The sequence below is a fragment of the Jezberella sp. genome (genome assembly GCF_964834465.1).
This window is the reverse complement of record NZ_CBAZRM010000005.1, coordinates 14,947-28,457: the sequence shown is the minus strand read 5'-3', so window position 1 is coordinate 28,457 and position 13,511 is coordinate 14,947. Positions and strand designations below refer to the sequence as shown.

The 13,511-nt window shown below is 52.4% G+C and carries 10 protein-coding genes; 7 read left to right on the top strand and 3 right to left on the bottom strand.

All coding sequences use genetic code 11. The features are described from left to right. Positions 1-10 precede the first annotated feature (10 nt). From AC1W8Y_RS04915 to phoU, 6 genes are all read left to right on the top strand, one after another. Positions 11-730, top strand: coding sequence for an SDR family oxidoreductase (locus AC1W8Y_RS04915; protein ID WP_482013358.1), 720 nt, complete (start codon positions 11-13; stop codon positions 728-730). A gap of 16 nt (positions 731-746) precedes the next feature. Continuing rightward, entirely contained in the window at positions 747-2,111 is a 1,365-nt protein-coding gene (gene radA, locus AC1W8Y_RS04910; protein ID WP_482013357.1) for a DNA repair protein RadA, read from the top strand. Positions 2,112-2,142: 31 nt separating this feature from the next. Continuing rightward, positions 2,143-4,638, top strand: a complete 2,496-nt coding sequence (locus AC1W8Y_RS04905) for an ABC transporter permease (protein WP_482013356.1) — start codon at positions 2,143-2,145, stop codon at positions 4,636-4,638. Between the two features lie 4 nt (positions 4,639-4,642). Continuing rightward, the gene (locus tag AC1W8Y_RS04900; protein ID WP_482013355.1) at positions 4,643-5,407 is read left to right on the top strand and encodes a 3-deoxy-D-manno-octulosonic acid kinase; all 765 of its coding nucleotides are present in this window, start codon (positions 4,643-4,645) and stop codon (positions 5,405-5,407) included. Between the two features lies 1 nt (position 5,408). Next, on the top strand, positions 5,409-6,083 hold the full coding sequence (gene rpiA, locus AC1W8Y_RS04895) for a ribose-5-phosphate isomerase RpiA (RefSeq protein ID WP_482013354.1): 675 nt from the start codon (positions 5,409-5,411) through the stop codon (positions 6,081-6,083). A gap of 135 nt (positions 6,084-6,218) precedes the next feature. After that, complete coding sequence (gene phoU, locus AC1W8Y_RS04890; protein WP_482013353.1) at positions 6,219-6,941, top strand: phosphate signaling complex protein PhoU; 723 nt, start codon at positions 6,219-6,221, stop codon at positions 6,939-6,941. 3 nt (positions 6,942-6,944) lie between these two features. On the opposite strand, the gene AC1W8Y_RS04885 is transcribed toward phoU, so the two are convergent. Both AC1W8Y_RS04885 and argA read right to left on the bottom strand, forming a co-directional pair. Continuing rightward, on the bottom strand, positions 6,945-7,211 hold the full coding sequence (locus tag AC1W8Y_RS04885; RefSeq protein ID WP_482013352.1) for an oxidative damage protection protein: 267 nt from the start codon (positions 7,209-7,211) through the stop codon (positions 6,945-6,947). 53 nt (positions 7,212-7,264) lie between these two features. Then, positions 7,265-8,629, bottom strand: coding sequence for an amino-acid N-acetyltransferase (gene argA / locus AC1W8Y_RS04880; protein ID WP_482013351.1), 1,365 nt, complete (start codon positions 8,627-8,629; stop codon positions 7,265-7,267). 82 nt (positions 8,630-8,711) lie between these two features. Here argA and hrpA point away from each other — a divergent pair, with 82 nt between their 5' ends. Beyond that, the gene (gene hrpA, locus AC1W8Y_RS04875; RefSeq protein WP_482013350.1) at positions 8,712-12,572 is read left to right on the top strand and encodes an ATP-dependent RNA helicase HrpA; all 3,861 of its coding nucleotides are present in this window, start codon (positions 8,712-8,714) and stop codon (positions 12,570-12,572) included. Between the two features lie 7 nt (positions 12,573-12,579). On the opposite strand, the gene AC1W8Y_RS04870 is transcribed toward hrpA, so the two are convergent. Further along, positions 12,580-13,479, bottom strand: a complete 900-nt coding sequence (locus tag AC1W8Y_RS04870; RefSeq protein WP_482013349.1) for an aspartyl/asparaginyl beta-hydroxylase domain-containing protein — start codon at positions 13,477-13,479, stop codon at positions 12,580-12,582. Positions 13,480-13,511 lie beyond the last annotated feature (32 nt).

The window sequence follows — 13,511 nt, the reverse complement described above, 5'->3', positions numbered from 1 at the left end:
GAGACTGAAGTTGAAAGATACATGCGTATTGATTACAGGCGCAACCAAGGGGATCGGTTGGGCGTTGAGTCAAAAACTTGCCGATCTGGGTTGCCACGTGGTGGGAATCGCGCGCAACACGGCTGAAATTGATTTCCCTGGCTATTTATATGAATGCGATTTGTCCGACGCAGGTCAAACGGAAGAGATACTCAGGACGATCCGCGATAAATTTCCGGTCGACGCAATTGTCAATAACGTCGGTTCCGCCATCTCTCAGCCGCTTGGCAGCGTCGAGCTGTCAGTCCTTTTCGAAACCTTTGACCTCAACGTGCGAACAGCAGTCCAAGTCACGCAAGCGTTTATCGAGTCAATGAAAGCCCGTCGCACCGGTCGTATTGTTAATCTATGCAGTCTATCCGCAAGAGGCGCAAGAGACTCGACCAGCTATGCTGCCGCTAAGAGCGCAATTATCGGTTGCACGTTAACCTGGGCCCTAGAATTGGCGTCTTATGGCATCACGGTTAACGCAGTTGCGCCAGGGGCAATTGACACAGAAATGTTGATGCATGCAACGCCGGGCAAAGACATGGCTCAGCAACAAAGCACCCAGGTACCACTGGGTCGGCTGGGCTCGGCCAATGAAGTCGCGGCGCTGATTGCCTTTCTATTATCGGCGGATGCCGGGTTCATTACCGGTCAGGTGATCGGCATAGATGGGGGTGGCAGTCTAGCAGGCTCACCCGCTTAGCTCGTGACATCAACGCATGGCAAAAATTAAAACTGTATTTGCTTGTACCGACTGCGGTGGGGTCAGCCCGAAGTGGTTGGGTCAGTGCCCACACTGCAACGCCTGGAACACACTCGAAGAGTCGCTAGATAGCGGCGCTGTGACGGCTTCCGATCATCGATATGCGCCATTGGCGCCGACAAGTCAGTTGAGAAGTTTGGCTTCAGTCGAAGCCCTTGAGTTACCCAGACGCAGCACGGGCATCGCAGAGTTCGATCGGGTACTAGGCGGGGGCTTGGTCGCAGGGGCCGTGGTACTGATCGGCGGCGATCCGGGGATTGGTAAATCCACCCTGCTGTTGCAAGCATTGATTGCGATGTCTGCGCAGGCACGTGTGCTTTATGTCACCGGCGAAGAATCCGCAGAGCAAGTTGCTCTCCGTGCCAGACGGTTGGGGGCTTCTGGGGCTTCGGTCGATTTGCTGGCAGAAATCAGACTGGATGTCATCCGCAACACGCTGACTGAGCACAAGCCGTCGGTGGCAGTCATTGATTCGATACAGACCTTATACTCCGCAGACTTGACGGCTGCACCAGGCTCAGTCTCGCAGGTGAGAGAATGTGCCGCACAGCTGACACGATTAGCCAAGCAAACCGGTGTCCCCATCGTGCTGATCGGACATGTCACGAAGGATGGTGCGCTCGCCGGCCCTCGAGTGCTAGAACACATGGTGGACACCGTGTTGTACTTTGAGGGCGATACGCACTCATCGTTTCGTTTGATCAGGGCATTTAAAAATCGCTTCGGTGCGGTCAATGAGCTCGGGGTGTTTGCCATGACAGATCGGGGATTGCGCGGCGTCGCTAATCCCTCAGCGCTCTTTCTGTCGCAACATTCAAGTCAGGTGGCAGGTGCTTGCGTCATGGCGACACAAGAGGGGACAAGACCGCTCTTGGTCGAGATTCAGGCCTTGGTTGATACCGCTCACGTCCCGAATCCTCGCCGATTATCCGTGGGACTGGAGGGTAACCGCTTGGCGATGCTGTTGGCTGTGCTCAACCGACACGGCGGTGTGAAGACCTATGATCAAGATGTCTTTGTCAATGCGGTCGGTGGGGTTCGAATCACAGAGCCCGCCGCTGATATGGCGGTTTTGCTTGCCATCATTTCTTCATTGCGCGATAAACCGCTACCAGCGGGGTTGATTGCTTTCGGTGAGATCGGTTTGGCTGGTGAGGTCAGACCTGCCCCAAGAGGGCAAGAAAGATTAAAAGAAGCGGCTAAGCTCGGTTTCAAGATCGCGATGATCCCTAAAGCAAACGCACCGAAGCAACCCATCGAGGGGCTTGAAATTTGGCCCGTCGAGCGATTGCAAGAGATGATGGATAAGTTGCGGTCTTGATGGCCTAACGAATGCACCCGGAGCCACCTCTATGTCAGGGATCTTCAAACTCGCGGTAAAGCAAGTCTGGCGCGACATTCGCGCAGGGGATTTGGTCCTGCTGGCACTCACCATTGTGATCGCGGTGGCTGCCATGAGCACGGTCAGCATGCTCGCTGACAGCGTCAGGCGAGGATTAGAGCGAGACGCTGGTCAATTGCTGGGGGCAGATTTAGTGGTCGAGGCAGACACCCCTATCCCTTTGGACTGGATCGCAACCGCTGAACAATCGGGGTTGGACATCGCCAGGACCTGGCAGTTCGCGTCAATGCTCACCACCGATCAGCAGTCGCAGTTGGCGTCGGTCAAGGCGGTGTCCAGCAGGTATCCACTGAGGGGGCGTTTAAAGATAACGACCAGCGCGACCGGCGTTGAGCGGGAGGCGAGCGGGGTTCCCTTGCCGGGCCAGCTTTGGGTTGATCCTCAGATATTGACGGGTCTTGATGCCAAGCTAGGGGATTCCATCACTGTCGGCGATATCAAGCTCGCCCTGAGTACGTTGATCATTAACGAGCCAGATCGGGGGATGCAATTTATTAATGTGGCACCAAGAGCAATGATCAACGCTGAAGACCTTGATCGTACCGGTCTGGTGACGTTGGGCAGCCGAGTGAAGTATGCCTTGCTCATTGCCGGCGAACCCTCACACGTTGCTGGATTTAAAACCTGGTTAGAGACGCGCCTTCAGCCGGGGCAGAAAGTGGTCACCGTTTCAGACGGACGACCTGAAATCCGTCAATCGTTAGATCGAGCGCAACAGTTTTTGACCCTTGTTGGTTTACTCGCCACGTTAATTGCTGCCATTGCCGTGGTCTTGGGCGCACGACAGTTTCGCCAACGTCATCTCGTGGGCGTGGCAGTGATGCGCTGTCTTGGGGCTACCCAAAGGGTCATCGCTCAATTGTTTTTATTTGAGTTTTTCGTTGTTGGTTTAATGGGTTCTGTCGTGGGGATATCCATTGGTTTAGGCGCCAATTGGCTCTTGCTCAATACATTGAGCGGTTTGATAGGCGTGTCTTTCCCATTACCAAGCGCGTTGGTGATGCTTCAGGCCTTGGGACTCGGCATATTTTTGCTGTTGATATTGGCTTGGCCAAGTCTGAACGACTTGAACCGCAGAACACCTGTTCAGATGATGCGAGTCAAATCGGGTATTTTGCCGGCGGATCCGATCCGTCGTTATTTACCCGCCTGCGCGGGATTGATAGTCTTTTTATGTTGGGTTGCACAGGACATTAAGCTGGGGTTGTTAATGGCAGTCGGCTTTGCGATCGCGACCGCGTTTTTTTCTATCATGGGCTACGGCTCTCTCAGATTGCTTGACGTTGTGCGTGTCCGTTTTGTCACAGGGGCGAGTTTGCGCTTTGGGTTATCTTGTTTGATCCGCAGACGACATGCCACTGTCGTTCAAATGAGTGCGTTGGCGATTGGCATGATGGCAATTTTGTTGTTGATTATCATTCGAACTGATTTGCTGGAGGGCTGGCAAAGAACCATTGCGCCTGACGCACCGAATCGCTTTATGATCAATATTCAGACCGATCAGCTGGCTTCAATCAAACGTGATTTTGCGCGGCAGCAGCGCACCGATACTGAGTGGTATCCCATGATTCGCGGGCGTTTGATTCAACGCAACGGGCAACCGATCGGGTCTGCTGACTTTACTGATGCTCGAGCCAAACAACTGATTGACCGCGAATTTAACCTCTCTTATGCCACGCAACTGCCGCAAGAAGCTCAATTGACGCGCGGTCGCGCACTGGATATTGGTGAACCCGAGGTTTCCCTTGAGGCTGGCTTGGCTACCACGTTGGGGCTTGCGATCGACGATCGTCTTGTGTTTGACGTGGCAGGCAGGCTGGTCAATGTGAAAGTGACTAGTATCCGCAAAGTGAACTGGGATTCAATGAAACCGAATTTCTTCGCAATCACGACACCCAGGGCGCTGGAAGGCCAGCCGCAAACGTGGATGACGGCATTCCAACTCAAGCCCGGCGAGACGCCTTGGCTGCAGTCGTTGGTGCGCACCTATCCGAACATCACTTTGTTTGATGTTGGTGCAATTTTGATCCAATTGCGCGAGGTCCTCAACAAGGTCACGGCCGCTGTGCAGGGTTTATTTGGTTTTTCTGTCGTGGCTGGCATGCTGGTGTTGGTTGTGGCTCTCTCATCGACACGAGACGAAAGAATTCGGGAGGCAGCTTTATTGCGAGCCTTTGGCGCGACGCGCGAGCAATTGGCCAGGGCGCAGCGGATCGAATTCCTTGTCACTGGATTGATTTCCGGGCTGTTGGCGGCAGCGGGAGCAAGCCTGATTGCTTGGGCGCTGGCTACGTGGGTATTTCATTTTTCAATCACGCCTTCTGTCACGCCTTGGCTGATCGGTAGTTTGGCCTGCGTGTTGAGTAGCTGGCTGGTTGGGTCGGTGACCTTGCGCGATGTGCTGCGCTCGCCACCACTGGCAGTGTTGCGTCAATTGGCAGCTTAATCTAATGACGATCTCGCCAGCCAAACCATCCTCGTTAGTCTTAAGCCTCAAAACGGCTGATCTAATGCCTGGCTTTACCCACGCCAGCGGCTCAACGATTGATATATTTTTTGATCAAACCAAGCTTAAAGCACCCAGTGTTGATTGGTTTGATCCCACCCATAGTAGCTTGGCGGCTCATCCTGTGTCGCAAGGCGGGCGTAATGCTGCTTGGTTTGTATCGGTTGAAGGGGTCAATGCTGTTCTCAGGCAATATCGTCGGGGGGGGTGGGCGGCCAAGCTATCCAAGCACGATTACCTGTGGATTGGGCTGCAAAACACCCGAGCCTACCAAGAATTGGGCTTGTTACATCAGCTCTATGTGCAAGGGCTGAGAGTCCCTCGCCCGTTGGCGATGGCTGTGTGGCATCGTGGCTTGTTTTATCAAGCTGCCATGCTGACCGAACGAATTCCGGGGGCTCGGCCAATCAGTGACGCTGCTAGCCCGAAAGTTTGGGGGCGGGCGGGGCAAGTGATTGCGCAGATGCATCGACTCGGGGTGTATCACGCTGACTTGAATGTCTTCAATATTTTGGTCGACCAACACGACGAGGTTTGGTTGATTGATTTCGATCGGTGTTGGCAAGGTCGCCCGAGCGAAGCGGCGCGGTTGTCGAATCTCGCTCGGTTGAAGCGGTCAGTTCTTAAGGTCAATCGTGTCTTAATCGACGATTGTTACCATGCATTAGTGATCGGTTACGATTCCAGCCTTAAAGCGGGGGAAATTTGATATGTTTTCGCAACAAGAGTTAAAGCAACAGGCTGCAGATGCCGCATTAGCATTGGTTTTGCCCATGCTCGATACACAATCTGTGATCGGGATAGGGACTGGTTCGACAGCAGATCTGTTTATTGACGCTCTCGTTAAACACGCAGACCAGTTCTACGCGGCAGTCGCCAGTTCTGAAAGAAGTGCTAAACGACTGATTGCTGGTGGCGTTCGCGTGCTGGATTTAAACGCGGTCAGCGCCATGCCAGTCTATGTGGATGGTGCTGACGAGATCAACCACCACTTAGAAATGGTCAAGGGTGGGGGCGGGGCACTTACCCGTGAGAAAATAGTCGCATCGGTTGCAGAGAAGTTTATCTGTATCGCAGATGGCTCTAAGTTGGTGCATCAGCTTGGGCAATTTCCTTTGCCAGTCGAAGTGATCCCGATGGCGCGTGCGTCCGTGTCACGAGCACTGGTTTTGATGGGGGGTCAACCTATCCCCAGAACTGGTTTCGTCACCGACAATGGTCACGAAATTCTTGATGTCCATCATTTGCCAATCGTTGACGCAAAGCTGATCGAAACCGCGATCAACAATATCCCTGGCGTCGTTTGCAACGGATTGTTCGCCTTAAAAGGGGCTGATATTGCCCTATTAGCCACAAATGACAAGGGCATTTATCGAATCGGCTAATGACTTGCCCTAAGTCGTCATGTTGTGTCATGAAAGTGACATAACATACACTTAACATGCAATGCAAAGATAACTAAGATGAGTTTCGAGTCGAGGTTCACTTGACTCGACCGATTTTTTTGATACAGGCCAGACATGACTGAGCACACACTGAAGCAGTTTGACATTGAAATCGAGCGCGTTCGCACTATGCTGCTCCAGATGGGCGGGTTAGTTGAATCCATGGTGGCAGACGCCATTGGTGTGCTCTCGACGGGCGATCTAACCATTATTGAGCGTATCAAGGCTCGCGAAAAGGAAGTGAATAAGCTTGAAATCGAGATTGACGAACGCGTCACCGGCACGATGGTCAGAAATCAGCCAACCGCCGTCGATTTGCGCATGTTGCTGTCGATCATGAAAATGCTCACCGACATGGAGCGCTCAGGGGACGAAGCAGAAAAGATTGCTGCTGCGGCAAAACGTATCCACACTGATACGCAGGCATTTCTGCCTGCTGTTGAGCTTTTGCACATGACGAATTGTGTGATTTCGATGCTCAATCAAACGATGGATGCTTTCGCTCGGCATGACGCAGTGCTCGCGGCAAAAGTCGTTCGCAGCGATAAAGAAGTCGATCGTGAGTGGAAGGCAACCCTTCTCAAGCTGATCGATGCCATGATGGCAGATCCCAGAACCATCGCTCGCGCCATCGACTTGATGTTTATCGCCCGCTCAATTGAGCGTATTGGTGACCACAGCAAAAATATGGCAGAGCGCATCATTTATATGATTCATGGCGATGATGTACGTCATCGAGGCGTCAAATTTGCGGAAGCCCTTGTCACCGCGAAAGGCGACACACCTGCCCAGCCGTAGACGCTAGCTGGCGACGTAGCCCTGCGCTTCGACGTCGCCATCTTCAAATAAGTATTTCTGCATTTGCTCTTTCAGGTACTTTCTGGCACGAGCGTCGGCGAGGTTCAGCCGATTCTCGTTGACGAGGCGAGTCTGAACATCCATCCAGTTCTGCCACGCTTCTTTCGAAATTTGTTGCCATATTTTTGTCCCCATGTCACCAGGATAGGGAGGCAAATCAAGACCAGGCAATTCTTTTTTCAGTTTCAGACAATTGACGGTACGGCTCATCGTTGTTTCCTTTAATACGGCGCTGACAGCTTGCAAAACATGCGTGTGATGTCTTAGAGACGTTTGATAAAAATCAGGCTGTTTCGTGACCGATTGTAGTGTGCTTGTTTTTCTTTGGGCAGATCTGTCACACCGCCTTGAACAAACCCACGTTTAATAAACCAGTGTGAAGTCCTGGTGGTCAGCACGAAGAGCCGTTTGGCACCATGCCCACGAGCGCGAGATTCCATATGCCTGAGCAAAATTTCACCTTCACCTGTGCCTTGCCACTCGGGATGCACAATCAGGCAGCCCATTTCTGCCATCTGATCCGCAGCAAACGAATGCAGGGTGGCACAGCCATAGATGACGCCGTCGTGCTCTAACACGGTAAAGTTTTCCACATCGCGCTCAATCACGGCCCGGCCGCGCTTGACCAAGGTGCCGTCCTCTTCGAGCGGTTCGATCAGTTGCAGGATAGCGCCCACATCATCAATGGTGGCTGGCCGCAAATCGTCGAGCGTGTCTTCGACAACCATGGTGCCAACCCCGTCGTGGGTAAAAATTTCAAGTAAAACGACGCCATCCGTATTAAACGGCACCAAGTGGGCGCGCGTGACGCCACGCTTGACGGCCTTTGAGGCGTATTGCAGGTAAAAGGCGGTATCTTCATCAAGATCGCCCGCTGCAAGCAGCGCATCCGCGTCCAGCCGGGCCAGCTCGGTACTGACATTGCCGTCCGTACCAACCACCCCAGGGCCTTGCGTCAGAAAAATGAGCTTCTCAGCCCGCAACGCGGTCGCGACGCTGGTGGCGAGCTCTTCCATCGCAAGGTTAAACGCCTCACCGGTGGGTGAAAAGCCCAGCGGAGACAGCAACACAATCGAGCCGCGTTCAATGGCGAATTTGAGTGCTTCAACGTCGATTTTTCTGACCTGACCGGTGTGCCGATAATCGACGCCGTCAATGATACCCGTCGGCCTGGCAGTAACGAAATTGCCAGAAATCACTCTGATCTGGGCATGAGACATGGGCGTGTTGGGCAAACCTTGGCTGAAGGCCGCTTCGATATCCAAGCGAATTTCGCCAGCCGCTTCTTTTGCGCATTCGAGCGCAGCGGTATCCATTGGCTCGCGGCCTCGACCAAACTGTTGTTCGAAACCTTTCAGGCGAAGCTGTTCGTTGACTTGAGGGCGAGAACCATGCACCAAAACGAGCTTGATGCCCAGTGCAGATAGTAGTGACAAATCTTCGATCAGATTATTGAGAGCATTGGCTTGAACCAGTTCGCCACCGAATGCGACGACAAAGGTCTTACCGCGAAACGCGTGAACATAGGGCGCAACCTCTCGAAACCATCGAACGAATTGAGCTGGTGAAAACTCAGTGGCTTCTTGCGCGGATAGGGTTTCGACTTCTTCGAGAGGGGGTGTTGTCACGGATTGTTTTGTCTCAAAAGTGGTGAATAGAAAATATGATGTTGCGGGATTTTATAATGCGTTCAACTTTTGACAGGAATATATGCCCGAAACTCTGCTGTCATCCGAATTCACACCGCAAAGCGTTGTCAATTCCCCACGCCAAGTCCCTACCATCGAATACCCCGAGGATCTCCCTGTCAGCGCTCGCCGGGTTGAAATCGCACACGCGATTGGCGAACACCAAGTCGTTATTCTGAGCGGCGAGACGGGTTCGGGTAAAACGACTCAGCTACCAAAGATATGTTTAGCGCTTGGCAGAGGGCTGAACAAAATGATCGCCCATACGCAGCCCAGAAGGTTGGCAGCGAGTTCAGTAGCCAAGAGAATCGCGCAAGAGCTCAAGAGTGAGTTGGGCGACTGGGTGGGCTATCAGATTCGTTTTCAAGATAAGAGCAGCAAAGCGACCGCCATCAAATTGATGACTGATGGGATTTTGCTGGCTGAGTCACAACGCGATCCATTACTCAGTCGCTATGACACCATCATCATTGACGAAGCGCACGAGCGCAGTCTGAATATCGACTTTTTGCTCGGTTACCTGCAGCAGCTTCTGCCTCGGCGCCCCGATCTCAAAGTCATCATTACGTCCGCCACGATCGATGCCACTCGTTTTGCTCAACACTTCGCCAATGCCAACGGTGATCCCGCCCCGGTGATCCATGTTTCTGGTCGGCTATACCCGGTGGATATTCGGTATCGCCCCATCAAACCTGAGGTTGACCAAGAGGATGAACCGCAGCGCGCGGCATCAGGCAATACTGCGTCGCAGCCAGTTTCTATTCGAGACGAAGAAAAAGAACTGCTTAACGCGCTGGTCGATGCGGTGGATGAATGCACACGCACTGGCGCTGGGGATATCCTCGTCTTTCTGCCGGGTGAACGCGAAATCCGAGAGGCGGCACAGGCACTTCGCAAAACTCAGCAAACGACGACTCAAATTCTGCCCTTATATGCGCGGCTCTCACAAGAAGAGCAAGAGCAGATTTTCAAGCCGAAAACAAATGCGCGTCGCGTTGTCTTGGCGACCAATGTTGCTGAGACCTCACTGACAGTTCCGGGTATACGGTTCGTGATTGACAGCGGTTTGGCCAGAGTTAAACGTTACTCCTGGCGAAATAAGGTGGAGCAATTAAGAATTGAGCCGGTGAGTCAAGCCTCTGCCAACCAACGGGCAGGGCGCTGCGGCAGATTAGGGCCGGGGATTTGTATTCGTCTCTATGACGAACTGGATTTCAAACAACGTGATGCGTTTACTGACCCAGAAATTCTTCGCGCATCGCTCGCAAGCGTTATTTTGCGGATGAAATCTCTGGGTTGGGATGAGATCGAACAGTTCCCTTTTGTCGATCCACCTACCGGTAGGGCCATTGCCGATGGTTATCATCTATTGCAAGAGCTGGGCGCACTGCGACAGGACATTGAGCATGGCGGCGCGTTGACGGCCACGGGCAAAGCGTTGGCAAAGTTGCCGCTTGATCCTCGCATCGGCCGAATGATTTTGGCGGCCAGGGATCAAGATTGCATGACAGAAATGCTCGTGGTCGCAGCGGCTTTATCCGTGCAGGATCCTCGTGATCGACCCATGCAGGCAAGAGAGCTCGCTGATCAAGCACACAGTAAGTTTTCAGACGATAAATCCGAGTTTTTGGGATATCTCAAGCTCTGGTCCTGGTACCAGGAGCAATTAACGCAAAAAATGCCGCAACGAAAACTCGTCGCGTTATTGCGCCAGCTTTTTTTGTCGCCCATGCGCATGCGTGAGTGGGTCGATATCCACCACCAGCTCAAAACCTTGATTGACGAGCACGGCTGGCGGCTTAACCAAACGCAGGCGACCTACGATCAGTTGCACCTCGCCTTGCTGACGGGGTTGCTCGGTAACCTCGGTTTGAAATCTGAGGAAGGTAATCAGTATCTTGGGGCTCGGGATATTAAGTTCGTGATTAATCCGGGGTCTAAACTGGCCAAAAAAGCGGGCAAATGGATCATGGCCGCCGAAATCATGGATACCGGTAAGCTCTATGCGCGCTGTGTCGCGAAAATCGATCCACTCTGGATTGAACGCTGCGCCAAACACTTATTACGCAAAAGCTGGTTTGATCCCCGTTGGGAGAAAAAGCTCGGGCAAGTCGTGGCCAACGAAAAAGCGACGCTGTATGGTTTGAACGTGTATTCAGGTCGACGCATTCATTACGGCCCAATCGACCCAAAACAGGCACGCGAGATTTTTATCTTACAGGGCTTGGTCCCTGGTGAAATCAATTCGTCGCTGCCGTTTATTGCGAAAAATCGTCAATTGATCGAGCAGATCGAAAAACTCGAGCATCAGTCTCGCCGCCCAGATATTTTGGTCGATGATAGTTTGATCAAGGCCTTTTACGAAGCGGCACTGCCTGAGGGTATCCATCAAACCGCGACGCTTGAGCACTGGTACAAAGGTTTGACTAAGGAAGCCGCGTCAACCTTGCTACTGACGCGAGAAGCTCTGATGCGTCATGAGGCGGCAGGTGTCACGACTGACGTCTTTCCCAAGGTGTTGCGCTGGCAAGGCGTTGATTTGTCTGTGGATTATCACTTTGAGCCGGGGTCTCCCAAAGACGGCGTCACATTGACCGTGCCTCTGTTCTTTTTAAATAAAGTCGAGGCAGACCGCTGTGAGTGGCTAGTGCCAGGTATGTTGAAAGAAAAGGTGCATCTGCTGCTGAAGTCTTTACCTCAGAAAATTCGCCGTCATTGTGTCCCTTTGCCCGATTATGCCGCTGGCTTTTACGAACGCTGGTTTGATCGACTGGGTGATCCCGGTTGCACGCTGATTGACGCACTGATCTGCGATATGTCCGAGCAACTCGGTATCCGCCCTGTTGTCGCTGACTTCAAGGTCGAGACACTACCCGCCCATCTGTTCATGTCCTTTCGGGTGATTGACGAACACGGTCGGATGTTGTCGGCAGGACGTAACTTGGCGCAAATTCGGGCAGACCTTGGCAAACAGGCCCAGACAAGTTTCACGAAAATGGTGACGAGTGACCAACAGATAGCGCAAGCGATCGCCCACGAAAATATTACTGCCTGGGGCTTCGGTACCCTGCCCGAACTGCTTGAAATAAAAAAGAAGTCGCAAACCGTGATTGGTTATCCGGCGCTGGTCGATCAAGGTGCTGAATGCACCATCGACGTTTTTGAAGATCCTCAAACAGCAGCCTGTGCGCACCGCAAAGGCTTGCTTCGGTTGTTTAAGCTGGGATTAAAAGAGCAAGTTAAGTTTCTTGAAAAAAACCTTCATGACCTGACGAAAATCAGTATGCTGTTTCTGCCACTCGGGACTCAAGAACAACTTCGAGACCAGTTGATTGATCGCGCGATTGATTTGACCTGTCTCATTGATCCTTTGCCGACCGATGAGCAGGCGTTTGAGCAGAGAAAGGTCGAAGGTAAAGCGAAAATAGGCTTGTTGGCACAAGAAGTAGCTCGTTTAGCAGGCACTGTGCTCGATGCGTACGCGTCGCTCATGCGCAAATTACCGCAGGCAAAAGCCTATCCGGCCACCTACAAGGATATACATCAGCAAATTCAAGCCTTGGTGAATAAAGATTTTGTGACCAATATTCCCTATGCACAACTGACACACGTCCCGCGGTATTTGAAAGCAGCCCTCAGTCGACTTGATAAGTTACGAAACGATCCCGCCAGAGATAGCAAACTGATGTCCGAGATGGCGCCCTTGGTGTCACAATATGTGCGCGCCAGATCGGCGCTCAAGGGCGCGAGCGACCCTGCGCTAGATGAGTTCAGGTGGTTGCTCGAAGAGTTGCGTGTCGCGCTGTTCGCCCAAGAGCTGCGAACCCCGATGCCCGTTTCAGTCAAGAGACTTGAAAAAGCTTGGGCTGCGATGCAACGTTAACGTCGTTTTAGGCAACGATAAATAAAATAATCGCCAAGGCAATCAAACCGAACTTGGTTGCTTTGTAAAGCGGCCGGTTTGCTTTCTTAAACGCTCTACGCTTTTGGTCTATGACCCAGTGCCAGTGCGTTAACTTGTTAATGAACCCGGTCTGATCGGTTTCTGCGTTAGGCGAGCTAGCGGCCGACATCATCACTCGTCCAAACCAATGGTTAAACGCGCTTGCCCAGCCCCATTTGAGCGGGCGTTCGACGTCACAGAACAGGATAATGCGGTTTTTATCGGTGCGGTTGTATGCTTCATGGATATAAGTTTCGTCAAAAATGACGCCCAAACCGTCTCTCCAGCTGTGCCGAATACCATCAACATCGATATAGCACTTGTCATCGTTGGGCGTCGCCAAGCCTAAGTGGTAACGCAAAGACCCAGCATATGGGTCGCGATGCGGATTCAGTTGCCCACCAGGGGGAAGTTCAGCAAACATGGCCGCTTTAACGCTTGGGATTCGGTTCAGCAACTCGACCGTTTTGGGGCACAGCGCCTCGGCTGAGGGATGTTTTGCGTCATACCATTTGAGATAGAACCGCTTCCAGCCGTATTTAAAAAAAGAATTGAAGCCAATGTCATTGTGTAACTCAGGTGCTTTGATTTCACGCAATTGCGCCAAATGCAGCGCTTCGTCGCGGATGGTTTCCCAGTTATCTTCAAGTAGTTTCAGTTCACTCAGGGTTTGAACGGGGATGTAAGGCGTTGTGGCGACTTTAGAGGTGAGCACCATGAAAGCATTCAAAGGCGCCAGCAAAATTGAGTGGTCAAGCAGTTGCCTGCCCAAGGGCAGCCTCACGTAGCCACGAAAATGTGCAAATAAGACTGAACCTAACCAGGCACAAAGTACCACCCATTTCATATTTTCATCCTCTCGAACCGCCGTTATGACGT

What these genes read in the sequence shown, in the direction of transcription:
- radA (WP_482013357.1), top strand. Translation starts at nt 747, where the DNA reads ATGGCAAAAATTAAAACTGTATTTGCTTGTACCGACTGCGGTGGGGTC.
- AC1W8Y_RS04905 (WP_482013356.1), top strand. Translation starts at nt 2,143, where the DNA reads ATGTCAGGGATCTTCAAACTCGCGGTAAAGCAAGTCTGGCGCGACATT.
- AC1W8Y_RS04900 (WP_482013355.1), top strand. Translation starts at nt 4,643, where the DNA reads ATGACGATCTCGCCAGCCAAACCATCCTCGTTAGTCTTAAGCCTCAAA.
- rpiA (WP_482013354.1), top strand. Translation starts at nt 5,409, where the DNA reads ATGTTTTCGCAACAAGAGTTAAAGCAACAGGCTGCAGATGCCGCATTA.
- phoU (WP_482013353.1), top strand. Translation starts at nt 6,219, where the DNA reads ATGACTGAGCACACACTGAAGCAGTTTGACATTGAAATCGAGCGCGTT.
- AC1W8Y_RS04885 (WP_482013352.1), bottom strand. Translation starts at nt 7,211, where the DNA reads ATGAGCCGTACCGTCAATTGTCTGAAACTGAAAAAAGAATTGCCTGGT.
- hrpA (WP_482013350.1), top strand. Translation starts at nt 8,712, where the DNA reads ATGCCCGAAACTCTGCTGTCATCCGAATTCACACCGCAAAGCGTTGTC.
- AC1W8Y_RS04870 (WP_482013349.1), bottom strand. Translation starts at nt 13,479, where the DNA reads ATGAAATGGGTGGTACTTTGTGCCTGGTTAGGTTCAGTCTTATTTGCA.